Origin of the sequence: Castellaniella sp. MT123, assembly GCF_039614765.1 — a bacterium.
Classification (GTDB): Bacteria; Pseudomonadota; Gammaproteobacteria; order Burkholderiales; family Burkholderiaceae_B; genus Castellaniella.
In genome coordinates this window covers 3,056,807-3,081,313 of record NZ_CP154879.1, presented here as the reverse complement: position 1 = coordinate 3,081,313, position 24,507 = coordinate 3,056,807, and the positions used below count along the sequence as shown (strand labels likewise).

Sequence of the window (24,507 nt, the reverse complement as noted above, 5' to 3'; positions counted from 1 at the left end):
TCATGATGACGCGCATCATCGTGGTGAAGGCGAAGCAACTCCAGGCACACTGGGCGCACGCCGCCTGGACGGCAGCCCGCCTGTGCATCACGACAGTCCTGCTGACGGTGGGCCTGCTCGGGGCATCGCCAGCCACGGCAACCGGACCAACTGACAGCGCTGTCTCGCAGCCGGCATCCCGTCCGCGCGTCATCACCCTGGCCCCCAGCGTCACCGAACTGGTCTACGCGGCGGGGGCCGGTGCCGACATCGTGGGCACTGTGCTGCACAGCGATTACCCCGCCGCCGCCCGCGACATCCCGCGCATCGGCGACGGCATCCAGATCAGTGAGGAATCCGTGCTGGCTCTGCGCCCGACGCTGGTGGTCGCCTGGTATCCGACCGAGGCCACCCGGGCGCTGGCTGGCCGGCTGCTACCCTTGGGCATCCCGCTGATCTATGCCAATCCCGAAAACCTGGATGCCATCCCTGCCCTGATCCGGGAACTGGGCGGACGCCTGGGCACGCAATCCACGGCCGACGACACCGCGACGGCTCTGAAGCGCCGTATCCAAGCGCTGCGTCCCGCCCCCCCGCCACCCCAGACGGTCTTCATCGAAATCAGTACCGATCCCCTGTTCACCCTGGGCCACGATCCCCTGATCAACGACCTGCTGGCTCGCTGCGGCGGCATCAACCCGTATGCCGGCAGGCGGGTGGCAGCCCCACAAGTCAGCGTGGAATCCGTGCTGCATCTGAACCCCCAGGCGCTGATCATGTCGCCCTATGGACGGGAAACCCTGGCCGCACGCACCCAATGGTGGGCACAGCACGGCCTGACGGCCGCCCGCAACGGTCACATCTACGCCATCGACCCGGACTGGCTGCACCGACCAGGACCGCGGCTGGTGGACGCAGCGGAGGCGATATGCCGGGATCTGCGCGAGAGCCGTGCCGAGCATTAAGGCCGTGGCATCCGACACGCACCACGCCACAGTCTCAGTGATTCAGAAACGTATCGGCGCGATCCGGCGCCTTTGGCGCGCCTGCTGCGCTCAACCGTTTCTTCTTCGTACTCGCCTTGGCCGTTGGTGCCGCAGCGGGGTTTTTCCTATCCGCCTTGCGCACGATATAGTCCGTCCCTTCGGTGAGGGTCCCCGAGGCCATTTTCAGGAAGGCGAATTTCGGTTTGACGCCGGTGATCCGGCCCAATCCGACCTCGGTTTCCATGGAACCCAGCGACTCGCCGCTCTGGGGATCGACCAGGTCCTTGCCTATCTGGAATACCGAATACACCTCGCCCACGGCAACGCCACCCTCGCCACGATTGATGATGGCGGTGTCGCCCGTGACCTTGACCACACGGACCGGATAAATAGCGGCCACCATCCGGTCGATCAGCGTGTCGGCCGCGCCGCTGATCAGTTTGCCTAAAGTTCCCGCACCGACACTGGTGGCACCGGAATACACACCGCCGAATTTCTGCGATCCGGACCATTTGACCTTGCGGGAGGCGAATTCAATCACCTGCAGCTGGAGCGCCCCGCTGGCTGCGCTCTTGACCAGGACTTCCCCGGTCATGGCGATCGTTTCACGCTGATTGTTGCTGACTCCCAGGCTCTGCAGTTGCGCGACAATCAGATAATCGGCGCCGCTGGCCTGCGACAGCCGGGCGATTTCGGCACCGGCCGCATCGCCACCGGCAATGAATGCCTTTTCATTCTGGAAGAGCGCATCGTTTTCGCGATTGAGTACGTCAAAACGGCGCGAACCCACCAGCGATTCGCCCACGGTCTGAACCAACAGCGACCGGTACTGCTTGTTGTTACTGACCACGACCACGCTGCGGCGATTGCTGTCGGCGCCCAGACGTTCGAATTTGGCGTAACGCATCGTGACGGTCGCTTCCCAGCCATTGCCCGGCGTCTCGGAAGCCTGGTTCACGTCATACCCAAGAATCGGGGCATTCCGCGGGGTATTGAGCGTCTGCTGGATATTCTTGTTCAAGGCACTGACGAGCACCGAATGGTCCTCATGATCCACCGAGCTGTCAACCGACACGCCCTGCACCACGGACTGCGCAGCCAGGCGCACGCCAAAAACCTGGCTGGCCGCATTGACCAGGGCGGACTGGATTGCCTCATCACGACTCACGCCCTGGCCGTCGGCTGTGACGGTGGCCTCGGCAACCTGTGCGGCGACCAGCGTTGGCAACCCCAGCCCCAGAACCAAGGCAAAGACCAACGAGGAAAAAAATGCTCTCATGAAAACATCCTGTAGGGAGTCACCCCCGAAGGGGTGCCGGGGCCAGCGGGCCCGGATCCATCCGCATAGGTCACAGGCGGACAGATCCGATACGACTGACATGAACAGGGCGACTAGAAGTCATCCTTGCTGTTGATGGCCTTTGAGGTTCGCGCCTGATCACTGGCCGACCCCTTGACCGCGCCCGATTGGGCACTGGCACCGCGTGCCTGGGCATCGATGGCGTTGGCATTTTCCAGCTGCCCATAAGTCCAGCCCACCACGGTGCCGACGTGTACGACGCCGTTGTCATCCTTCACATCCCACCGCTTCAGAATGGTGGTGCCGCGTAGATCCCCTGCGGCGTTTGCCGTCCCCGACTTGAAGAATTTCTGCGTGGTTTCGCGGATCTGTTCCTTGATCTGCTGGACCTCGCCCGGCTTGCCGTTCTCGATCTGGGTGATCTGCTTGGCCCAGTCTTCACTGACGACCCCCACATCCGCCGAGCTGGATACCTGCACGTTGGTGTTCATGAATTCGACGATATTGGCTTCCGCCATGGACTGCGCGATGCCCTGCGCGTTCTGTTTGGCCCGGATTGCGCGCGATGCGCTCCAGTCGGGCTCCATCGGGACGGATGTGCGGCCGTAGGCCAGCAACATCGGCCGGCCGGCCTGGTCATAGGTGAAGCGCAGGCCGACTTCGTTCAGATAACCCTTCTGATCCGCAGGCAGGATTTCCTTCGGAGACTTGGGATTGCCCTTGACCAGGGTCGGCCGCTTGCGGGCAATGTCCCTGGCAAATTGGCGCGTCTTTTCCGACTGCACGGCAATGACCGCCACAGCCATGCTCTTCTTGCCATTTTCTTCCACCGGGAAGATGCGTGTCCGAACAGGCACCAGCCCTTGCATGTTCTGATAGGCGGACTTCAGGATCTGCTTGTTGAGGTTATCCTTGAACAGGTTCTTCTTCTGTTCGACGGACATTTTCTGGATGTCCTCGGCGGGGACACCTTCTTCGACCAGCGCGTTATCCAGCTTTTTATCCACGAGCACCAACGCCTTGTCCAGCAAGGCTTCCAGTCGCCCTCCGCCGGCTTCGGCCGCCTTCTGGATTTCCACCGGATCAAAGGCGTCCTTGTTGCTGGACTGGTCCTCGAACAGGGTGCGGACGGTCTTGGCCTTCAGGCGACCATAGTTTTGCAGGATATAGTCGGCCTGCATGTCGAACATCGCACGCTCGTAGGCCAGCGCCAGTTGGCTGCCGTAATGCGGATCGGCCGCACTATCGCCCGATATCGTCGCCATGCCGGAATAATAGACACGACCACCCTGGGCGGTACCGATGGTCTGGCCAAACTGCTCCTCGAAGCTGGCCACCCAGTCTTCATAGCTTTGTGCCGCCCCACCCGCCATGGCATCCGCCGTGGTCGCTTTTTCGATCAGCCCCTCGGTTGCCTGCACGGGTGGCACGGCGACGTTCCCCGCCTGCGCCAGCGCGACCGGCTGCGCCTGGACCGCCGCATCCTGTGCGTGTGCCGCACCTGCCATCATCAGACACAGGGCCATGGCCAACGGTGTGAACCTGAACATGAGCCTCACCCCTTACCACGCAAACTTCTGATTGGACCCCAGCTTTTCGATGGGGATGAGGGACTGGAAGATCTCCAGGCCGGTATCCCGCTCGACCACGCGGAAGTCGAATTCATATTCCAGCTGCTGCTGCTTTTGCGCCCCATCGACCAGCGTACGCTGGCGGATCCCACCGGACATTTCCAGATCGGACGCCACGACCGTTCCATTGCGCGCCACCGTCTTCTGGTTGAACATTTTCGACTTGGCCAGCTGCCGCGAATCCTTCACGAAACGGGTCCGCTCGGCGCCAGTCGCGCCAGTAAACATGAACTGCCCCGTCTTGGTCATGACGATTTTCATGCGCGAAGTCATGCTGGCTGTATCGATGCGAAATGTCGTGTCATTGACGACCTCTCCCAATTGCACCACCCAGCGCCCTCCGCCCGGCTTCTTCGCATAGGGGGATTCCAGAAATTCCTGGACGGCTTTGTTGGCGGCGTATTCAAAGTCAGTACTCTGCAGCCCGAAAGACACGAGCCCGGGCTTGCCCGTGCGGCTAGATTCAGCGTTTGGATTGCTGGAGGTCACAGGCATCGTCTGGCAGCCTGCCAGTGCCAGTGCCGTGATCACGGCCAGTGAGATCTTCTTCATCGAGATTTCCAAGAGAGTCAATTTTCAACATACACACGCAAGATGGCGTGCGTGGCATAAGGGTCCATCGCGGTGGACTGGAGGATCCGCTGGCGGTGCGGATCCAGGGCCAGACCGTCGACGGTTTGACCACCGTTCGTGATCTGACGCCCGCAGTCATCCGTCCATTGCACCGTGTAACGGACCTTCAGGATCGTGCCGAACGGATCAGGCTCGCGCGCATGGCGAATGGAAAACTGCACCGACGGCATGCCATTGGGCAGCGTGATCAGCCGCACATCTTCGACAATGGCTCCGTGCGCGCTGGCCTCATCCTGCACGCGCAAAAGGGGTTGAGGCGCCAACATCGTGTCGCACGCCATGACGCGTGGCGGCTCGGCAGGCGCGGCGAGCACCGCCGCCGGGCCGATGGCCATCGCGAGGGCCAGGCACCGTGACCGATACCTCATGTCAGGACTCTTGGTTGGCGGATGACGAGGCCCCTGCGGATCTGACTGGCGCATCGGCTGGCAGCGTCTGGACATAGATCGCCGGTTTGCCCGCCGTCCCCGACGCCTTGATGAGCACCAGGGTATTGGCGTCCGCTGCCAGTGGGATATCGGCGATCGGCTGCCCCAGGGCCCCCGACAGAGCCAACGTCCCGGTTTTTGGCCGATCCACCACGATCATCTGGATGGTGTTGGGCAGATTTGCCCAGCTTCTGACATCGGCCTTGGTCAATGCATACTGCGCGGCACCCGTGCCCAATTTGAGCAAGGACCCGACCAGCGGGTCCATGTTCTGCTTGTCGATCTGGTTGTTGACCACGACCTGGGCTGTAGTCTTGATCACGGTCGAGATCACGGCTTTGGCCACGATGCCCTTGTAAGCGGCATCGAATTCCAGGCCGGCCAGTTCGTTCAGATCGGTCAGGGTGGCGGTTTCCTGTTGCGTCTTGCCCGAACCCACCTTCAGACTGCCAAACGCCGATTGCCCCGGCTGAAACTGCGGCAGGGCGATCCCGGTGTAAGTGACCTTGCCCGACACGAGAAAGAGCGGCAGGTCGATGCGGAATTCCTTCAGACCGGGCCCGATTCCGTCTTCGAACAGGACAATGGTCTTGTTGGCCAGCCTGCCCTTGCCGCGCCGGATCTCGCGCCCAAGATAGGCCAGCATCGCGCTGCCACCGCGCGTCGCACTGGCCGCACTGGCACTCTTGAGCATGTCGCGCGAGAAATTCGCGCGTTTGTCGGATTCCGTCGCGGACGTGGCACGGAACACGGCCCCCAATGCATCACCCACCGACATTCTGATCTTGGCCTTGGTCAATCCGCCAGGCAGATCCTTGATGCCATCGGCAATTTTGGGACCCACCTCACCCAGGCTTTGTTTAGCCTTGTCGTTTTTCTCGTCCGCCAGGCCGTCCTTGACCGAGTGGTTGACCGTCGCCGCGAAGGCGCCCAGTTGCGTGACCGCATTGTCCTGGCGCACCTGAAGGCGATTGAAATCCACCCTGGCATTGGCCTCGCTACCCAGCATCAAATCATTGATAGCCTGGTAATAATCGATCAGGGAACCCTGGTGGATCTTGCCCTGATACGCGCCAAAGGCGTCACTGGTCAGTGTCGTACCCAGCAGGTTGGCGACCTCTGATGGCGTATCGACGGAATCTTCCTTCCAGTTCAGCAAGCCGCCGGCCGCATCGAAAGCATCCCGGCTCAGGGCCCACATCCCGGCATCATTGAAAGCCTTGCCCGCCTCAAGCGTATCCAGCAAGCTTTTCGGATCATAAGTTGGTTGACCTTTGGCATCCAGGTAATGCGCGGCATAGCCCTGGTAGTCGGAACTGGCCAGATAGTTCACCGCGTCCTTTTTCGCCACGGTCCGCGTGCCGGCGCAACCGGCCAGCGCAACGGAACAGACACACAGCACCCCCCACCGCAGCCATTGTGTGGACCGCATCATGACTTCCCCCTGGTTTATATGTTTGTTTACGAATGATGCAATTTATACAACAAATTCGTACTTTCTTACATTAATACCGACTCTCCCGGACGACTGCGCGGCCCACACACCATCCGCGCTCAAATGGATTATCCTTGTCCGTGGCCGGACAGATACGGCCGCTTCGCACGAACGTCCCCTGACAAGCACGCCATGACCACCCCCGACACCCTGACCATCGCCGATCGCTCCTTCCAATCCCGCCTGCTGGTCGGCACCGGCAAATACCGCGACTTTAAAGAAACCCGCCAGGCCATCGAGGCCAGTGGCGCAGAAATCGTGACGGTCGCGATCCGCCGCACGAACATCGGCCAAAATCCGGGCGAACCCAATCTGCTGGATTTCCTGTCGCCGGACCGCTACACGATCCTGCCCAACACAGCCGGCTGCTACACGGCGGACGATGCCGTGCGCACACTGCGCCTGGCGCGCGAACTGCTGGATGGCCACAAGCTGTGCAAGCTCGAAGTCCTGGGCGACGCCGGCAACCTGTTCCCCAACATGCCAGAGACTCTGGCTGCGGCCCGCACCCTGGTAGCCGACGGGTTCGACGTCATGGTCTATTGCAGCGACGACCCGATCCAGTGCCGCATGCTGGAAGACATCGGTGTCGCAGCCGTGATGCCGCTGGCCTCGCTGATCGGCTCGGGCATGGGCATCATCAACCCCTGGAATCTGCGGCTGATCATCGATCAGGCCCGGGTCCCGGTGCTGGTGGATGCGGGCGTGGGCACCGCGTCGGATGCGGCCATTGCGATGGAACTCGGCTGCGACGCGATCCTGATGAACACGGCCATCGCCGGTGCGCGCGAGCCGATCCGCATGGCCCGAGCCATGCGCCTGGCAGTCGAAGCCGGGCGCGAGGCGTATCTGGCTGGCCGAGTCAAGCGCAAATACTATGACGCCGACCCCAGCTCGCCCAAAGAAGGCCTGCTGCCTTCGACCAGGGCCGCCTGACCCGTTCGCCTCAACGGGGTGTGCCAATCACACCCCGCCTCGCATGGAACCCGCGATGATTCCCAATACTTTGTCCATCGCCGGCGTCGACCCCTCCGGGGGAGCCGGCGTGTTGGCCGATGTCAAGACCATGAGCGCCTTGGGCGCCTATGGCATGGCCGTGATCGCCGCGCTGACCGCGCAGAACACCCAGGCCGTCACCGGCATCTCGCCGGTCCCGCCGGAATTCGTCGCCGCCCAGATCGACACATTGTTCGCCGATGTGCGCGTCGATGCCGTGAAGATCGGCATGCTGGGTCAGGCGGGCGTCACCCGTGTGGTGGCTGATCGCCTGGCCCACTGGAAGCCCGCCCATCTGGTGCTGGACCCGGTCATGGTTGCAAAAAGCGGCGATCACCTGCTGGAACGCCAGGCGGTGGAAGCCCTGCGTGAAGGCTTGATCCCGCTGGCCACCGTCATCACCCCCAATCTGCCGGAAGCCGGCGTCCTGCTCGGCCAGGGGGCTGCGGACAACCTGAAGGACATGCGCCGCGTGGCCGAACGGCTGCGCCGGCTGCTGCCCGACGACGCCGACCGCTGGGTCTTCCTGAAGGGCGGCCACCTGCCGGGCAACGACACCATCGATCTGCTGCACGATGGCGACCGCATGATCGAATTGCCGGGCCGCCGGATCGAAACCCCGAACACCCACGGCACCGGCTGCACACTATCGGCCGCCCTGGCAGCCCTGCTGCCGCGCACCGGCGACGTCCCCGAAGCCGCCCGCCAGGCCAAGACCTACCTGGAACGCGCCATTGCCGCATCCGGTCAATTGACGGTGGGCTCCGGACACGGCCCGGTACACCACTTCCATGCCTGGTGGCCCACACAGGCGTAAGCCCTGCGCCCCGAACCCAGGACCCTGTCTTCCGTCCCCGGCTCCGGCGAGCCTTCCGCCAGGCGCCCACTCGCGGACCGGGCGCCTGGCCTATAATCGATTCACGTTAACCCTGAGACTCACGCGACATGAACGTCAACGACATCACCGAAGCCGAACGTGCCCGTTTCAACATGATCGAACAGCAGATCCGCCCCTGGTACATCCAGGACGAACGTGTACTGCAAGCGCTCTTCGATATGCCACGCGAACGTTTTGTGCCGCCGCAGCTGCGCGCGTTGGCGTTTGCCGACACGGAACTGCCGCTGGTGATCGATGGCGTCGACAGCCGCGAATGCATGCTCTCACCCAAGGTCGAGGCCAGGCTGACCGAGGCACTGCGGCTGCAGCCCACGGACTGCGTGCTGGAAATCGGCACGGGATCGGGCTATCAGGCCGCGCTCTTGTCGTGCCTGTGCCAACAGGTGACCAGCATCGAGATCGACAGCCGCCTGGCTGCCTTTGCCCAGACCAACCTGACCCGCAACCAGATCGGCAACGTCGTCCTGGAAACGGGGGACGCCCATGCGGGCTGGGGCACGGCCGAATACGACGCCATCCTGATCACAGGGTCGGTGCCCACCGTCCCGGACGCCCTGAAATACCAGTTGGCCGTGGGCGGGCGCCTGGTGGCCATCGTCGGCCACAATCCGATCATGACCGCCTGCAGCATCACACGCACCGCTGCCGCGAACTTCGAAACCGTGCAGATTTTCGATACCTGGACCAAGCCGCTGCGGGGTACCGCCCGCCCCCGGTTTACCTTCTGAATTACCGGCGTATCTTCTTCAACAGCGCCGTCGTCGAGCGCTGATGCTCGAACGGGATTGCCACGGCGCTGCCGCCCCACCCACGCACCGCAGCCGTTTCGGGCAGAGTATCCATGTCGTAGTCACCGCCTTTGACGATCACGTCGGGGCGCAATGCCTGAATCAATTCCAGCGGGGTGTCTTCGTCGAACCAGGTCACGACGTCGACGCAGGCCAGCGCGGCCAGCAGCGCAGCGCGGTCTTCCTGCGCATTCAGCGGCCGGTCAGGGCCCTTGCCCAGACGGCGCACAGAGGCGTCGGTGTTGACCGCCACGATCAGGGCCGCGCCCAGCTGGGCGGCCTGGTCCAGATACGTCACATGCCCGCGATGCAGGATGTCAAAAACACCGTTGGTGAACACCAGTGGGCGCGGAAAACGGCCCTGACGCACGGCAGCCTCGCATTCGGCCGGCGACAGGATCTTGGCTTCGAAGCGCGCATCCCCTGTCATACCCATCCCCCGCGTGTCAGCGCCCACACGGCGACACCCAGGCCGACAGCCAGGATGCCACACAGCACCATCAGCAAACGGTTGGCGCCTTCCTGGGCGCGTCGCAGCCGTTCCAGTTCGGAACGCATGGCGGGTCCAGGATCGGGATGGTTCAGCCGGGTATAGGCCAGCCGCGGGATCTGCGGCAGGATCTGCGCCCATTGGCTGGCTTCCTGGTCCAGACGCTGACGCAAGCCGCGCAGGCCGACGCGCTGATGCATCCATTTTTCGAGGAAGGGCTTGGCCGTCTGCCACAGATCCAGGTTGGGGTCGAGCTCGCGCCCCATGCCCTCGACGTTCAGCAGGGTTTTTTGCAAAAGCACCAGTTGCGGCTGGATTTCCACACTGAAGCGCCGCGAGGTCTGGAACAGTCGCAGCAGCACCTGACCCAGTGAGATTTCCGCCAACGGCCGGTCGAAGTACGGTTCGCACACCGCCCGAACGGCACCTTCCAGTTCTTCTTCGCGCGTGGTGGACGGCACCCAGCCCGACTCGATGTGCAACTGGGCCACCCGCCGATAATCGCGGCGGAAAAAGGCCAGGAAATTCTGCGCCAGGTAGTTCTTGTCGAATTCCGACAGCGATCCGACGATGCCAAAGTCCAGCGCAATGTAGCGCCCGAGCGTTTCGGGATCATCCGATACGTAGATGTTGCCCGGATGCATGTCGGCATGGAAGAAGCCGTCCGTGAACACCTGCATGAAAAAGATCTCGACCCCCTGACGCGCCAGGCGCGGAATATCGACCCCCAGTTCGCGCAGTTGCGCCACCCGGCTGACGGGCACGCCGCGCATGCGCTGCATGGTGAACACCTGGCTGGCGCAGAACTCCCAGACGACCTCGGGCACCAGCAGCAAGTCGGCACGACCGGTGTCCGGCCCGAAATTGCGCCGCAACTGGCTGCAGTTGGCCGCCTCGCGGATCAGGTCCAGTTCGTCATGCAGGTATTTGTCGAATTCGGCCACGACCTCGCGAGGCTTGAGGCGCCGGCCATCGGGCACCAGCCGTTCGACCAGCCCCGCCAGGGCGCGCAGCAGCGTCAGGTCGCGTTCGATGGCCTCGCGCATCGCGGGGCGCAGGACCTTGACGGCGACTTCCCGGCCGTCATGCAGCACGGCGAAGTGCACCTGAGCAATCGATGCCGACGCCACCGGGTCGCGCTCGAACTCGGCAAACAGAGTTTGTGGAGGCGCCCCCAGGGATTCTTCGATGATGGCGGCGGCCTGATCCGAAGGAAACGGCGGTACGCGATCCTGCAGCAGGGCGAGCTCATCGGCGATGTCGGTGGGCACCAGGTCGCGGCGCGTGGACAGCACCTGGCCGAATTTCACATAGATCGGGCCCAGGGTTTCCAGCGCCAGCCGCAGTCGTTCGCCGCGCGGCCTGTGGGGACGGCGCCCCAGGCAGACCACGCGCAGCAAGGCATGCGCCCAAGGGTGCTGCAGGCCGGACAGGACCATCTCGTCGAGCCGATACCGCAGAGCCACCCACAGGATGTACCCCACGCGCAGAAACGTCAGCATGCGCCCTCCGGCAGACGGGACAGGCGCGCATTCAGACGGTCCAGACGGGCTTCCAGCGTGCGCAGATCAACCTGCCAGGCCCCGAAATCCACGCCACGAACCCCGATGCCGGATTCTTCCCCCAGGTATTCGGCCAGATTGTCCCGTGCCCGCCCGGCAGTCTGTCTTACGCCACCGGCCAGCAGTCTGGCACCCTGCGTCAGCCGCACGGCAACGACATCGCCCACGACCCGGGACAGATCGTCTTCCACATCCCAGCTGAGGCCGCGCGCCAGGTCGGACACCAGATGGGCAAGCCCCGCGTCCCCCTGGATATGAGCCAGCGCCGTCACACCCGCCAACCCCTGGTCCCGCCAGGCGGCGGGCAGGTCACGCAGACGGTCGGATGGCACGGACAGGGTAACATCGGGCACCACGGCCGCATCGCACGCCTGCAGGGTCCCGTCGGAGCCGATGGACGCCTGCAGCGACCAGGGATGCCCGGCGGACAGACGCACGGATTTGCCCGCATGGGCCATCAGACGTTCGCGCGCCCAGGGTTCTCGGTGCAATAAGGCATTGAAGCCGCGCAGCAGCAATGCCGCGGGATGAGGCAGGAAGAAGGGAAAAGACATGTTCATGCGAGGGACCGATGGCCGGCCCGCATCGGACGAAACCGGATCGAGGACCGCGAACGGCATCCAGAAAGCACTGGGGCCTTGTACAAGGCCCCAGTTTACCGGTTTTATCCTGTGCGTATGGACACGGGATGTGGCGTCATTGCGGGTTGAGCTGCTGGATTCCGGCCAGCAGCCAGCCCGCGCCTTCGGCCTTGTACAGATTCCAGACCTCTTCGAAGCGGAAGGCCTCGGCACCGGCCGATTCGCGCAGCATGCCGGAATAGCGCACGCTGGCCAGATGGCCTCCGGCCACCGCTTCGATACCCAGCAGTTCGGCGTTCAGCAGCACGATCCCGGTGACGTTGCCCTCGCCGGGCTGGGGCAGGCGCGGGGTGATTTCCGCCAGCAGATCATCGGTCAGGAATTCCCGCAGGCCGTCGCGGTCGCCCGCGTCCCATAGGGCCTGGACCCGGGTGAATTGCTGCTTGGCCTGTGCCAGGAAACTGGGGACATCGAAGTCGCCCGGAATGAACCAGGACGGATCCTGCGTATCCACCGAAGGAACGGCTTCGATCACCGGAGCCGCCGACGCAGCGGCGGGATTCACCGGCGCGGCAGGCGTCGGCTTCCAGGGAGCGGCGCCCGATTCCGCCTGACGGTAGCTGTTGCCACCCGCCGGAGTGGCCGCGGCCAGCGGACGCTGGGCGCCGCGCAGCCGGCGCACCAGGAAGATCACGGCAAACACCACCAATCCGATCAACAAGGCGCTGGACAGGAATTCAAGGAAGGCGCCGGATAGGCCCAGGCTGGACAACAGCGCGGCGATACCCAGGCCAGCCGCGATGCCGGCGATGGGGCCCAGCCAGCGGGACATGCCGGATTTGGCGGCCGCACCGGTGGCTGCCGTGCCTGCCGCAGCCCCGGCGGCGGGAGCTGCCGCGCGCTGGGTGGTGTTGGCGGCCGGCGGTGTGACCGCCTGACGCTGCTGGATGACGTTGGTGGACTGGCGCCCTAGGCTCGAGCCACCACCCAGCCGGCGCGCATGCGCATCCGAGGTGGCGGACAGCATTGCCAACGCAGCGACAAGCAGCAGCGCGGCGACAATCCAGCGAGGGAATTGAACGGTCATGGAGTCTCCTGGACGAGTTCGTTCATCAGCCTGGGAAGGAATAAAGACAGGGATTCGATCGAACCTGACAACAAGCTGAATATTCATAAATTACCACAGATCTCTGGTATGCGCAGCAAGACAAAGGGCCGCTCGACGCGGCCCCATCCCGAAATCGGCGCGATGAATGTCAGTTCAGCCGCACCCCTTCGTGCAGCGCCACAACACCGACCGTCATGTTGAAATACTGTACCCGACTGAACCCCACAGTGCGCAGCATGTCGGCCAGGGTTTCCTGGTCCGGGTGCATGCGGATGGATTCGGCCAGATACCGGTAGCTGGCCTCGTCGGACGCCACCAGCTGGCCCATCTTGGGCAGGACGTTGAAGGAATACCAGTCGTAGACGGGGGCAAGCGGGCGCGCCACGCGCGAGAATTCCAGCACCAGCAGCTTGCCGCCGGGTTTCAGCACCCGATGCATTTCAGCCAGGGCGCGGTCTTTGTGCGTCATGTTGCGCAAACCGAAAGCCACCGACACACGGTCGAAATAACGGTCGGGAAACGGCAGGCATTCCGCGTCGCAGACCGCCACCGGCGTCACCAGGCCGCGATCCAGCAGGCGGTCCCGCCCGACCCGCAGCATGGAATCATTGATGTCGGTCAGCCAGACCTGGCCGGTAGGCCCCGCCCGGCGTGCGAACGCGCGCGCCAGATCGCCGGTGCCCCCGGCGATGTCCAGCACCCGCATCCCGGGGCGAATCTGGGCCCGACCCACCGTGAAGGCCTTCCAGATACGATGCAACCCACCGGACATCAGGTCGTTCATCAGGTCGTAGCGTGAGGCGACCGAATGAAAGACATCGGCAACGCGATGGGCCTTGTCCGACTCGCGGACGGTCTCGAAACCGAAATGAGTTTGCGGCCCCTGGCCGGCGTCGTGGGATGATTCAATCATGATCCGCGTATCGTACCGCATTCCTCTAGCCATCCCATGGATTGCCAAGACCCTGAAGACGTCATATGAATGAAATAATGTGACCGTATGATGACCCCAGTCACAAACTCCCGCGCTTACCACGCCGTTCGAACTCATCCATCATGCCAGCCACGATCCTCATCGTCGAAGATGAACCCGCCATCCAGGAACTGCTGACCGTCAATCTGCAACATGCCGGTTATGCGGTGCGCAGCGCCGGCGACAGCCGCGAGGCCCAGGCACAGATCCAGAGTGTCCTGCCGGACCTGATCCTGCTGGACTGGATGCTGCCGGACCAGCCCGGCATCCGCCTCGCCCAGCAACTGCGCGCCGCGCCGCGCACCCGGGACATCCCCCTGATCATGCTCACGGCACGCGGCACGGAACAAGACAAGGTGGACGGCCTGGAATCCGGTGCCGACGACTACCTGACCAAACCCTTTTCCCCGCGCGAGCTGCTGGCGCGCATCAAATCGCTGCTACGCCGCCGGGCCCCACAGCTGACGCCCGAGCCGATTCAAGCGGGCACACTGACCCTGGACCCCAACGCACGGCAGGTCGTAGGCGCGGGACAGGCGCTGCCGATGGGACCGACGGAATTTCGCCTGCTACACTTTCTCATGACGCACGCACAGCGCGTGTATAGCCGCAGCCAGCTGCTGGATCAGGTCTGGGGCGACCATGTCTTCGTCGAGGAACGCACGGTCGACGTCCATATCCGCCGTCTGCGCAAGGCCCTGTCCCCGGCCGCCCTGGAACACACCATCCAGACAGTCCGGGGGGCGGGCTACCGTTTCAGCACCACACACACGGAATGATCAAAACTCTCGTCGCCATCGCACTCTGGGCCCTGGGTGGATGGCTGCTGGGCGCCTGGCTGGGTGCTGCCACCGGCTGGGCCCTGTTTGCCCTGGGACTGCTGATCATGGTCCTGGTCAGCGGCCTGCAGCTGTCGCGCATCGCCCGCTGGGTACGCCACATCGACGCGCCGCCCCCCCCGTCGGTGGGCCCTTGGGACGAGATCCTCGCGCCTATCTACCGAAAGCTCAAGCAAAACCGCCAGGACCTGCAGGAACGGTCCCGCAATTTCCAACGTGCCTTGCTGGCCGCCGAGGCCCTGCCGGACGGTGCCCTGACCCTGGCGCCGGACAAATCCCTGCACTGGTGCAACCAGATGGCCGCCGGCCATCTGGGGCTGAACCTGGAGCAGGACCGCGGCCACAGCATCCTGAACGTCGTGCGATCCCCGGAATTCGCCCAATATGCCCGCCAGGACCGGTGGGACAAGCCCCTCATCCTGCATCTGACGCGCGCCGGCCATACCCGCACCCTGATGCTGCACTTGGCGCCCTACGGCGTAGGCCAGTTCCTGATGGTCACACGAGACATCACCCAGATCGAGCGTCTGGAGAACACCCGCAAGGATTTCGTCGCCAACGTGTCGCATGAAATGCGCACGCCGCTGACCGTGCTGTCCGGCTTCGTCGAAACCCTGCTCGACCTGCCCGAGGACGCGCTGACCGCGGATCAGCGCCGCCACTACCTGGAACTCATGGCGCAACAGGCGCACAACATGCAGGCTCTGGTCGCCGATCTGCTGGCCCTGTCATCGCTGGAGACCACGCCCAACGGGCCCGGGGCGCCGGTCCACGTTCCCGCCCTGATCCGCACGGCGCTGACGCAAAGCCAGGCCCTGTCCAATGGACAACATCATTTCGACGTCCAGGTGGATGACGGGCTGCGGGTTGTCGGCCAGGACAGCGAACTGGCCTCGGCCGTCGGCAACCTGCTGACCAACGCCGTACGCTATACGCCGGCGGGAGGCACGATCACCATCGTCTGGGCACGCCAGGCCGACGGCGGCGCCTGCTATCAGGTCCGGGACACGGGAATCGGCATCGACGAGGCCGATATCCCGCGCCTGACGGAGCGGTTCTTCCGTGTCAACCGGGGCAGATCCCGCGCGACCGGCGGCACGGGCCTGGGCCTGGCCATCACCAAGCATGTGGCCCTGCGCCATCAGGCGACGCTGGACATCCAGAGCACACCGGGCGAAGGCAGCACATTCTCGATCCGGTTTCCGGCCGACAGGGTGTGTGCCGACACCACGGGCCGGATGTCCACGAAGAAGGACGCCGCCTGATCAAAGAAACAGTCGATACGCCGGGTTGTCCGTTTCGTTCCAGTACGGATATCCCAGGGTGGACAGGAAGTCCTTGAACGCTTTCTTGTCGTCGGGCGGTACCTGGATACCCACCAGGATGCGGCCGTAATCATCGCCCTGATTCCGGTAGTGGAACAGGCTGATGTTCCACTCGGGATTCATCGCCCCCAGAAACCTCATCAGCGCGCCCGGCCGTTCCGGGAATTCGAAGCGATACAGCACCTCGTGCTTGGCCAGGCCCGAGTGTCCGCCCACCATGTAACGCAGGTGCGTCTTGGCCATCTCGTTGCCGGTCAGGTCCAGCGTCGGGAAATCCAGTTTGCGGAAGTGCGCCGCCAGCTTTTCGATTTCCGGTTCGGAGCGGATCTGCAGACCGACATAGACGTGGGCCTGCTTGGCATCCGAGATCCGGTAATTGAATTCGGTGACCGACCGCTGGCCGACCGCCTCGCACAGGCGCAGGAAGCTGCCGCGTTTTTCCGGCAGCGTGATCGCGAACAGCGCCTCACGCGCCTCGCCCACGTCCGCCCGTTCGGCCACGAAACGCAGCCGGTCGAAATTCATGTTGGCGCCGCAAGTAATCGCCACCAGCGTCTTGCCCTTCCATTTCTGCTGCGCGGCGTAGCGCTTCAAGCCCGCAAGAGCAAGCGCGCCGGCGGGCTCCAGCACGCTGCGCGTGTCCTGGAAGACGTCCTTGATGCCAGCGCAGATGGCATCCGTATCGACCGTGACGAAATCATCGACGTACTCGCGCACCAGCCGGAAGGTTTCCTGACCGACTTGTTTGACGGCGGTCCCATCGGAAAACAGGCCCACGTCGGCCAGCTTCACCCGGCGCCCGGCCCGCACGCTGCGCACCATCGCGTCGGAATCCTCGGTCTGCACGCCGATCACCTGGATGTCGGGGCGCAGCTGCTTGATGTACGCAGCCACACCAGAAATCAGCCCGCCCCCGCCGATGGCAACGAAGACCGCATCGATCGGGCCCGGGTGCTGGCGCAGGATCTCCATGCCCACCGTGCCCTGACCCGCGATGACGTCGGGGTCATCGAACGGGTGTACGAAGGTCAGGCCATCGCGCGCCTGCAGTTCGGCCGCATGCTCGGCGGCGTCGGTGAAACTGTCGCCAAACAGCACGACCTCGCCACCCAGGGCGCGCACGGCATCGATCTTGACCTGGGGCGTGGTCACCGGCATGACAATGACCGCGCGGCATTTCAGACGGCTGGCCGACAGGGCGACCCCCTGTGCATGGTTGCCGGCCGAGGCCGCGATCACCCCACGCTTGAGTTCCTCGGCGCTCAGAGCCGCCATCTTGTTGTAGGCGCCCCGCAGTTTGAAGCTGAACACAGGCTGGGTGTCTTCGCGCTTGAGCAGCACCGTATTGCCGATGCGCTTCGAAATCCGGGGGGCCAGGTCCAATGGGGTTTCATGGGCGACGTCATAGACTTTGGACGTCAGGATGCGTTTCAGGTAATCGACGGACATGGCACGCGAGCAGTGGTGGGGAAGCTGAAAAGAATATCACAGCGAAAACAGGCTTTCCGTCCAGCGGGCCGCGACCGATGGCAGACAACTCGACGAAACCGGATTGAACAGCTACAGTCTTGACGTTACAGAACTGCCACTTTGTCAGATGAGCCTGGGCCAGCGCTATTCGTTCGACAAGCCGCTGTGCGTGCTCATCCTGCTGGCGTACGTGATCGTGATGACGGGCCTGTGGCTGACCGTCGTGCAGCGCATCACCGCCGAGCGAGGCCAGGCGGTGGCCGCAGCGATGCAGGCCAATTCAAGCCTGGCCATTGCGTTCCAGGAACAGGTCAGCCGGACGCTGCTGGCTGCCGAGCAGGTCGCCGCCTTCGTGCGCAAACAATACCTGGAAGGAGATCGGCGTCTGGACCTCGGCGACTGGCTGGACCAAGGTGTGATCCGTTCGCACATGTTCACCATCATCAGCGTCGTGAACGAGCGCGGCAAGATCGTGAACAGCACCCAGAACCCACTGCCCGCAGTGAACTACAGCGACCGCGATTTTTTCATCGCCCAACGCGCCAATACCCGGGACACCCTCTACATCAGCCAGCCGGTCCTGGGCCGTGTGTCGGGCCAGTGGCGCATTCCGATGTCGCTGCGCATCACCCGGCCCGACGGCAGTTTTGGCGGGGTGGTCGTCATCGCGATCGGCCCTGCCTATCTGACCGATTTCTACCGTCAGGCCGACCTTGGCGCCGAGGGCCTGCTGGAAGTCACCGGACTCGACGGCGTCACGCGCAGCCGCAAGATCAGCCGTGAAATCAGCTTCGGCGGCCCCGCCCGGGAATCGTCCTGGTTCGTCCGCGGCGCCACCCACCCGAGCGGAAACCTCATCGATTTCGGTGATGTGGACGGCGTCAAACGCATCATCAGCTACCGGACCCTGAGCGACTACCCCCTGATGGCCGTCGTCGGGACCGCTTACGACGACGTCATGGCTCCCGTCCGGCCCCGGGAGATCAGCTACCTGACGATGGCGGCCGGCGCCTCGGCGGTCCTGCTGCTCTTCACAGTCTGGCTGACGTTGGGACTGGCCCGCCAGCGCGCCGTCACCGAGGCCCTGCAGATGAGCGAAGCCCGTCTGGCCCACGCCGCCTTGCACGACCCGTTGACGGGACTGCCCAACCGCATTCTGTTTCTGGAATGCGCCGAACGAGCACTGGAAACCGCCCGTCGACATCAAACCCTGGCAGGCTTCCTGTATCTGGATCTGGACGGCTTCAAGGAAGTCAACGATTACCACGGCCATGTCATCGGCGATCTCCTGCTGCAGCAGGTCGCGCAGCGGCTGGAGCAGCACGTGCGCGCCTCTTCCGAGGACACGGTGGCCCGGTTCGGCGGCGACGAATTCACCATGATCCTGACCGCCCTGCCCACGCGGGAAAACGGCGAGGCCGTCATCCGGAAGATCCTGGAGGCCCTGTCCGTGCCTTTCGATCTGAATGGCATCGAAGCCAGGATCTCGGCCAGCATAGGTGCCGCCCTGTACCCGCTGCACGGTCAGGATCTGCAGACGTTGCTCGGCCGCGCCGACGCGGCCATGTATATCGCCAAAAACGCCGGCAAGAACCGGTTCCGGTGGTGGCGTGACGAGTCCCGACCGCTTTAAAGTGCCGCGATCGCCGCGTCGTAGTCCGCCCGCAAACGGGCATAGACCGGGCCCGGTTTGCCGGAACCCACCGGACGCCCGTCATACTGCGTGATCGGCAGGACTTCCTTGGTGGCCGAGGACAGCATCAGCTCATCGGCCTGGGCGACCTCTTCCCGGGTGATGGGACGCGCCTCGAAGGCAATGCCGGCCTTGGTTGCCAACCCTTCCAGAAACCCGTAGCGGATGCCTTCCAGGATGAAGTGATCGCGCACTGGCGCACGCAACACGCCGTCCTTCACCACCCAGATGTTGCAGGACGACCCTTCCGACAGATGGCCGTCGCGAAACTGCAGCACTTCGTCCACGCCGGCGTCGGTGGCGTGCTGCTTGGCCAGCACGTTGCCCAACAGGGACACGGACTTGATCTCGCAATGCAGCCAGCGCTCATCGGCCATGCTGACGGCCGACATGCCGTGTTCGCGCTTCTTGGCGTCCGGCCGCTTGAGCGGGGACACCATGCAGAAGATGGTAGCCTGGCTATTTTCCGGGAAGCCATGATCGCGCTTGGCAACTCCACGCGTCACCTGCAGGTAGACGGTGCGGTCGCCCGCCCCGGATCCCGAACGCGACAGCATTTCCAGGACGAGCCGCTCCCAGGCGGGGATATCCCAGCCGGTTTCCAGACGGATGGCAGCCAGGCTACGCTGCAGGCGCGCCAGGTGATTGCCCATCAGGAAGGGCTTGCCGCCGTAGCACGGTACGACTTCATAAATGCCATCGCCGAAAATGAAACCCCGGTCCAGGACCGAGATCTTGGCATCGCCCAGTCGGACGTAATCGCCGTTCAGATAGACGATACTGTCATTGTCAACACCGGGAATCATGACTCAACACCTTTTTTACACGATAAAAACGGGGGACGGCCCCGAATGCGCCTGACCTGTGGGTACGGACGCGCGCCAGCCGGCCGTCATGACCACCGGCGCTGGCACCCCCTGCACTTCGGGCAGGCGGGGCGCCGGAATGGGCCGTTCAATGATGCAGGATCTTCGACAGGAAGTGCTTGGCCCGCTCGGAGCGCGCGTCCGGATTGCCGAAGAATTCTTCCTTGGTGCAGTCCTCGATGATGGCGCCCTGATCCATGAAGATCACCCGATCCGCCACGCTGCGGGCAAAGCCCATTTCATGGGTGACCACCATCATCGTCATGCCTTCCTTGGCCAGGTCGACCATGACGTCCAGCACCTCGTTGACCATTTCGGGATCCAGCGCGGATGTCGGTTCGTCGAACAGCATGGCCATGGGATCCATGGCCAGCGCCCGTGCGATGGCCACACGCTGCTGCTGGCCGCCCGACAGCTGACCGGGGTATTTGTCGATATGCGCCTTCAGGCCCACGCGATCCAGCAAAGCGCGCGCGCGCTCGCCCGCCTCGGCCTCGGAGCGGCCCAGAACCTTGATCTGGGCAAGGGACAGGTTGCGCATCACGGACAGGTGCGGAAAGAGTTCGAAATGCTGAAACACCATGCCGATGCGAGACCGCAGCTTGGGCAGATTGGTCGTCGGTGCACCGACGGAGACGCCGTCGATGAAGATTTCACCCTTCTGGAAGGGTTCCAGCGCGTTGGCGGTCTTGATCAGGGTGGATTTACCTGACCCCGACGGGCCGCAGATCACGACGACCTCGCCCTTGGAGACGGAAGTGGTGCAGTCGGTCAGGACCTGGAAGGATCCATACCATTTGCTGACATTCTTGAATTCAATCATGGGAGACTCCTGGCCTTAGCTGGCGATGGCCATGCGGCGCTCGAGCCGCTTGACCGAACGGGACGCGGCATAGGAAATGAGAAAATAGACAACGGCTGCGAAAACGAACATTTCCACCAGACGCCCATCGCGCTGGGCGATGTTGTTGGCGGCGCCCAGGAAATCCGTCAGCGACAGCACGTACACCAGGGATGTGTCCTGGAACAGGACGATCATCTGCGTCAGCAGCACCGGCGTCATGTTGCGAAAGGCCTGCGGCAGAACCACGTGCCCCATGACCTGCCAGTAGTTCAGGCCCAGGGCATAGCCCGCGCCCGCCTGGCCAAATGGGACGGACATGATGCCCGCGCGCATGATCTCGCAGAAATAGGCCGCCTCGAACAGGACGAATGTGATCAGGGCCGAGGTAAAGCCGCCGACCGCGATGGGCCGGCCCGCCTGAGTCACCCAACCGATGACGTACGGCACCAGAAAATAGAACCAGAAAATGATCAGGATCAGCGGCAGGGCCCGCATCAGGTTCACGTAGAACCCGGCAACCCCGGAGATGACGCGGTTCGAAGAAAGCCGCATCATCGCCATCAGGGTGCCCAGGATGATGGCACCCACCGTGGCCAGGACCGTGAGTTTCAGGGTGAACGCCAGCCCGGTCCCAAGGACGTAGGGCAGCGTACGCCAGATGACGTCGAAATCGAATCCATTCATGATGGTCCCCTTTATCGCTTGATACCCGCGAACCCGGGCACGCTGATCCATTTCTCGATCAGGCGCATCAGGACCACGACCACCAGGTTGATGACCAGATACAGGATCGTCGCCGCCGTGAAGCTTTCGAAGATCTGGAACGAAAATTCCTGCATCGAACGCGCAGCGCCGGTGATTTCGAGCAGACCGATCGTGAAGGCGACAGACGAGTTCTTGATCAGATTAAGGGCTTCGGACGTCAGCGGCGGCATGATGATGCGCACGGTCATGGGCAGCAACAGGTAACGGTACACCTGCACCCGGGTCAGCCCCACGGCGGTACCCGCCATGGCCTGACCACGCGGCAAGGCCGTGATGCCGGCGCGAAACTGCTCGGCGATCCGCGACGAGGTGAACAGGCCCAGACAGACTGTGGCGGTCCAGAACGTGCTCCAGACCGGATCGGCCTGTTTGATGATGTCGCCCAGCGACCCTGGCACGACTTCAGGGAACACGAAGTACCACAGAAACATCTGCACCAGCAGCGGGACGTTGCGGAACAATTCGACATAAGCGGTACACAGCCGCTCGACCCAGCTGATGCGGCTGGTACGCAAAACACCGACCACGACCCCGATGACCAGGGCAATCACCCAGGCCAGAATGGAGACGGAAATCGTCCAGTACATGCCCCGGATCAGGGTATCCAGATAGGTCCCGGTGCCATCAGGGGCTTCAGCCCAGAAAATCAGCCAGTTCCAGTGGTAATTCATAGATCTATCCTTTGCGGTGCGCCCGGATACCGATGATGCAAACGGCACCCCCCTGGCACAAACCCGGGAGGTGCCGCTACTTGACGAGTAGTTTCCTGAAGACTTATTTGTAGTCTGCGGGATTGGGCGAATCGGTCGGGTGTTCGATGACCTTCTTCAGTTCAGGCGTCATCGCCCAGTTCAGGTTGATGTTTTTCGGCGGAATTGGCGACATGAACCATTTTTTGTATAGCGCGTCGATCTTGCCGTCCTTCATCATGGCCTTGACCGCGTTATCGACGGCGGTCTTGAACGCCGCGTCGCCCTTGGGCTCGATGATGCCGTAGGGTTCGATCGTGTAGGCCTTCTGGCTGATCATCCAGTCGCCCGGCTTCTGGGAACTGGCCACCAGGCCCGCCAGCAGGATGTCATCCATGAAGAATGCCGACGCGCGGCCGCTGGCCACGGTCAGGAAGGCTTCGGAGTGGTCCTTGGCCGGAATGATGCGCATGCCCAGCTTGTCGTCGGCATTGACCTGGGTCAGCCATTTCAGGTTGCTGGTGCCGGAGGTGGACACCACGGTCTTGCCCTTGAAGTCCTTCAGATCGTTAAGCTTGGAGCTCTTCAGGGCCGTGAACCGCGTCGCCGTCACAAAGGTGGTCGGCGCGAAGCTGACCTGGACCTGGCGCTGTTCGTTGTTGGTGGCCGAACCGCAAGCCAGATCGACGGTGCCGTTGGCAACCAGCGGGATCCGGGTGGAGGAAGTCACCGACACCAGTTTGATTTTCAGATCGGGCAGCTTCAGGTCTTTCTTCAGCGCGTCCGCGATGCCGTAGCAGATGTCCATGGAATAGCCGACGGGCTTCTGGTTGTCGTCCAGATACGAGAACGGAATCGACGAATCGCGGTAGCCCAGGGTCAATTCCCCGGTCGACTTGATCTTGTCCATCCGGCTGGTTTCAGCCTGGGCTGCCGTCATGCCCGCGACCGACACGGCCGTGGCCAGAATAATTGGCAACAGTTTCATGGTTCCTCCTGTGAGATAAGCCTGTTTTATGTGTCCAGTGGTTCTTCACTTGGACGGGGCCTGCATGGGGGTTATGCAAGCGACCGTCAGTGTAATCACTTTGTCGTCCTCCGCACCACGCCATCGAGCCGCATTTTGTTACAGCCACCGCGTGATCCTCGTTTATTATCCGCAGTGCGACCCATTCCCACAAATAGCAATTACACGGGCTGCCATAACAACAGGCTATGCTCTATACTGCTGGGCTGATGGGTTTCCCCCAGGTATCCCATGCGGTTACGCCACATCGAAGTCTTCGAGGCCATTCGCCAGGCAGGCTCGCTGACGCAGGCCGCCGCGTTGCTGAACATCTCGCAGCCGGCTGCCAGCAAAATCCTCGCCCACGCCGAGGCACAGCTGGGCTTCAAACTGTTCGACCGGGTCAAAGGCCGCCTGGTGCCGACCCGCGAAGCCGAGATCCTGACACCTCAGATCAGTCAGCTGGGCCAGGATCTGGCGCACGTGCGGCGTCTGGCCGCGAATCTGCGTCAGGGTCGGCAAGGGCATCTGCGTATCGGCTGCGCACCTGCCATCGGCCTGGGCCTGTTGCCCATGGCCATTCAGCGCTTCCACCCCGGCTCGCAAGCCTCATTCAAGATCAGTACCCTGCACAGCCCGGATCTGGTCGCCGCGCTGCACGCCCAGGAACTGGACCTGATCGTCACCTTTGACAACCATGACCATCCGGGGCTGCGACGCATTCCGATCGGGGCCACCGAACTGGCCTACCTGAGTCTCACCCCCGCGCCCGACCCGGTGCCGCTGACGCAGCTGGCCGACAGGCCCGTCATCGCGCTGGACACCCGCGACCAGGTCGGCACGGTCATGGACCAGACTCTGCGGCAGGCCGGCATCGAGCTCGACACCCGCATCATCGTCCAGACGCACTACGTCGCCTGCAGCCTTGTCGAGGCGGGGTGCGGGGATGCGATCGTCGACATGCTGACCGGCCGCGCCATGCTCAAGCCCGGCATGACCCTCAGCCACCTGGATCCGCCCATCCCCATCCCGATCCATGTCATGGCGCACGCCAGCGATCCCCTGAGCCTGCTGCACCGCGATTTCATCGACTGTCTGGAACAGGTCTGCCACACGCTGCACGAAACCCATCCATCAGGGTAATCCATACCTGCAGGTTATG

Annotated in this window: 24 protein-coding genes; 8 read left to right on the top strand and 16 right to left on the bottom strand. The window is 63.3% G+C overall.

What is annotated here, in order from left to right; all coding sequences use genetic code 11:
* Positions 1-2: 2 nt before the first annotated feature.
* Complete coding sequence (locus ABCV34_RS14540) at positions 3-944, top strand: cobalamin-binding protein (protein ID WP_345796926.1); 942 nt, start codon at positions 3-5, stop codon at positions 942-944.
* Between the two features lie 34 nt (positions 945-978).
* Here ABCV34_RS14540 and ABCV34_RS14535 read toward each other — a convergent pair whose 3' ends face one another.
* The 5 genes from ABCV34_RS14535 to ABCV34_RS14515 form a co-directional block, all read right to left on the bottom strand.
* Positions 979-2,244: a hypothetical protein gene (locus ABCV34_RS14535; protein ID WP_345796925.1), complete on the bottom strand. Its 1,266-nt coding sequence runs from the start codon at positions 2,242-2,244 to the stop codon at positions 979-981.
* A gap of 113 nt (positions 2,245-2,357) precedes the next feature.
* On the bottom strand, positions 2,358-3,815 hold the full coding sequence (locus ABCV34_RS14530; RefSeq protein WP_345796924.1) for a DUF6844 domain-containing protein: 1,458 nt from the start codon (positions 3,813-3,815) through the stop codon (positions 2,358-2,360).
* Positions 3,816-3,827: 12 nt separating this feature from the next.
* Entirely contained in the window at positions 3,828-4,448 is a 621-nt protein-coding gene (locus tag ABCV34_RS14525) for a hypothetical protein (protein WP_345796923.1), read from the bottom strand.
* A gap of 17 nt (positions 4,449-4,465) precedes the next feature.
* A complete protein-coding gene (locus ABCV34_RS14520; RefSeq protein ID WP_345796922.1) occupies positions 4,466-4,864 on the bottom strand; it encodes a hypothetical protein in 399 nt (132 codons plus the stop codon).
* Between the two features lie 34 nt (positions 4,865-4,898).
* Entirely contained in the window at positions 4,899-6,392 is a 1,494-nt protein-coding gene (locus ABCV34_RS14515; RefSeq protein WP_345796921.1) for a hypothetical protein, read from the bottom strand.
* A 192-nt stretch (positions 6,393-6,584) separates the two neighbouring features.
* Here ABCV34_RS14515 and ABCV34_RS14510 point away from each other — a divergent pair, with 192 nt between their 5' ends.
* The 3 genes from ABCV34_RS14510 to ABCV34_RS14500 all read left to right on the top strand — a co-directional run bounded on the left by ABCV34_RS14510 (position 6,585) and on the right by ABCV34_RS14500 (position 9,074).
* Positions 6,585-7,388, top strand: a complete 804-nt coding sequence (locus tag ABCV34_RS14510) for a thiazole synthase (RefSeq protein ID WP_345796920.1) — start codon at positions 6,585-6,587, stop codon at positions 7,386-7,388.
* A 55-nt stretch (positions 7,389-7,443) separates the two neighbouring features.
* Positions 7,444-8,265, top strand: coding sequence for a bifunctional hydroxymethylpyrimidine kinase/phosphomethylpyrimidine kinase (gene thiD, locus ABCV34_RS14505; protein WP_345796919.1), 822 nt, complete (start codon positions 7,444-7,446; stop codon positions 8,263-8,265).
* A gap of 128 nt (positions 8,266-8,393) precedes the next feature.
* Entirely contained in the window at positions 8,394-9,074 is a 681-nt protein-coding gene (locus ABCV34_RS14500; RefSeq protein WP_345796918.1) for a protein-L-isoaspartate O-methyltransferase, read from the top strand.
* A 1-nt stretch (position 9,075) separates the two neighbouring features.
* On the opposite strand, the gene rfaE2 is transcribed toward ABCV34_RS14500, so the two are convergent.
* From rfaE2 to ubiE, 5 genes are all read right to left on the bottom strand, one after another.
* Positions 9,076-9,564 carry a D-glycero-beta-D-manno-heptose 1-phosphate adenylyltransferase gene (gene rfaE2, locus ABCV34_RS14495; RefSeq protein WP_345798797.1) on the bottom strand — a complete coding sequence of 163 codons (489 nt, stop codon included), beginning with the start codon at positions 9,562-9,564 and terminating at the stop codon, positions 9,076-9,078.
* Positions 9,561-11,126, bottom strand: coding sequence for a ubiquinone biosynthesis regulatory protein kinase UbiB (gene ubiB, locus ABCV34_RS14490; protein ID WP_345796917.1), 1,566 nt, complete (start codon positions 11,124-11,126; stop codon positions 9,561-9,563). The genes rfaE2 and ubiB overlap by 4 nt, the downstream gene beginning before the upstream one ends.
* Positions 11,120-11,746 carry an SCP2 sterol-binding domain-containing protein gene (locus tag ABCV34_RS14485; protein WP_345796916.1) on the bottom strand — a complete coding sequence of 209 codons (627 nt, stop codon included), beginning with the start codon at positions 11,744-11,746 and terminating at the stop codon, positions 11,120-11,122. The genes ubiB and ABCV34_RS14485 overlap by 7 nt, the downstream gene beginning before the upstream one ends.
* Positions 11,747-11,882: 136 nt before the next feature.
* Positions 11,883-12,854 carry a TIM44-like domain-containing protein gene (locus ABCV34_RS14480; protein WP_345796915.1) on the bottom strand — a complete coding sequence of 324 codons (972 nt, stop codon included), beginning with the start codon at positions 12,852-12,854 and terminating at the stop codon, positions 11,883-11,885.
* 169 nt (positions 12,855-13,023) lie between these two features.
* Positions 13,024-13,788, bottom strand: a complete 765-nt coding sequence (gene ubiE / locus ABCV34_RS14475; RefSeq protein ID WP_345796914.1) for a bifunctional demethylmenaquinone methyltransferase/2-methoxy-6-polyprenyl-1,4-benzoquinol methylase UbiE — start codon at positions 13,786-13,788, stop codon at positions 13,024-13,026.
* A 143-nt stretch (positions 13,789-13,931) separates the two neighbouring features.
* On the opposite strand from ubiE, the gene phoB reads away from it, so the two are divergent.
* Together phoB and phoR are read left to right on the top strand one after the other, a co-directional pair.
* Positions 13,932-14,627, top strand: coding sequence for a phosphate regulon transcriptional regulator PhoB (phoB, locus tag ABCV34_RS14470; RefSeq protein ID WP_345796913.1), 696 nt, complete (start codon positions 13,932-13,934; stop codon positions 14,625-14,627).
* Positions 14,624-15,952, top strand: coding sequence for a phosphate regulon sensor histidine kinase PhoR (gene phoR / locus ABCV34_RS14465; protein WP_345796912.1), 1,329 nt, complete (start codon positions 14,624-14,626; stop codon positions 15,950-15,952). The genes phoB and phoR overlap by 4 nt, the downstream gene beginning before the upstream one ends.
* Here phoR and ilvA read toward each other — a convergent pair whose 3' ends face one another.
* Positions 15,953-17,461, bottom strand: coding sequence for a threonine ammonia-lyase, biosynthetic (gene ilvA, locus ABCV34_RS14460; RefSeq protein ID WP_345796911.1), 1,509 nt, complete (start codon positions 17,459-17,461; stop codon positions 15,953-15,955). It lies immediately after the preceding gene.
* Between the two features lie 103 nt (positions 17,462-17,564).
* On the opposite strand from ilvA, the gene ABCV34_RS14455 reads away from it, so the two are divergent.
* The gene (locus ABCV34_RS14455; protein ID WP_345796910.1) at positions 17,565-19,115 is read left to right on the top strand and encodes a diguanylate cyclase; all 1,551 of its coding nucleotides are present in this window, start codon (positions 17,565-17,567) and stop codon (positions 19,113-19,115) included.
* Here the strand turns inward: ABCV34_RS14455 and ABCV34_RS14450 are convergent.
* From ABCV34_RS14450 to ABCV34_RS14430, 5 genes are all read right to left on the bottom strand, one after another.
* The gene (locus tag ABCV34_RS14450; protein ID WP_345796909.1) at positions 19,112-19,981 is read right to left on the bottom strand and encodes a D-amino acid aminotransferase; all 870 of its coding nucleotides are present in this window, start codon (positions 19,979-19,981) and stop codon (positions 19,112-19,114) included. The genes ABCV34_RS14455 and ABCV34_RS14450 overlap by 4 nt on opposite strands.
* Positions 19,982-20,129: 148 nt before the next feature.
* Positions 20,130-20,864 carry an amino acid ABC transporter ATP-binding protein gene (locus ABCV34_RS14445; RefSeq protein WP_345796908.1) on the bottom strand — a complete coding sequence of 245 codons (735 nt, stop codon included), beginning with the start codon at positions 20,862-20,864 and terminating at the stop codon, positions 20,130-20,132.
* 15 nt (positions 20,865-20,879) lie between these two features.
* Positions 20,880-21,569, bottom strand: coding sequence for an amino acid ABC transporter permease (locus ABCV34_RS14440; RefSeq protein WP_345796907.1), 690 nt, complete (start codon positions 21,567-21,569; stop codon positions 20,880-20,882).
* Between the two features lie 11 nt (positions 21,570-21,580).
* Positions 21,581-22,321, bottom strand: coding sequence for an amino acid ABC transporter permease (locus ABCV34_RS14435; RefSeq protein ID WP_345796906.1), 741 nt, complete (start codon positions 22,319-22,321; stop codon positions 21,581-21,583).
* A gap of 103 nt (positions 22,322-22,424) precedes the next feature.
* Positions 22,425-23,327 (bottom strand): amino acid ABC transporter substrate-binding protein, encoded by a 903-nt coding sequence (locus ABCV34_RS14430; protein WP_345796905.1) that lies wholly within the window; start codon positions 23,325-23,327, stop codon positions 22,425-22,427.
* A 270-nt stretch (positions 23,328-23,597) separates the two neighbouring features.
* Between ABCV34_RS14430 and ABCV34_RS14425 the strand changes: the two genes are divergently transcribed.
* Positions 23,598-24,488 carry a LysR substrate-binding domain-containing protein gene (locus tag ABCV34_RS14425; RefSeq protein ID WP_345796904.1) on the top strand — a complete coding sequence of 297 codons (891 nt, stop codon included), beginning with the start codon at positions 23,598-23,600 and terminating at the stop codon, positions 24,486-24,488.
* Positions 24,489-24,507 lie beyond the last annotated feature (19 nt).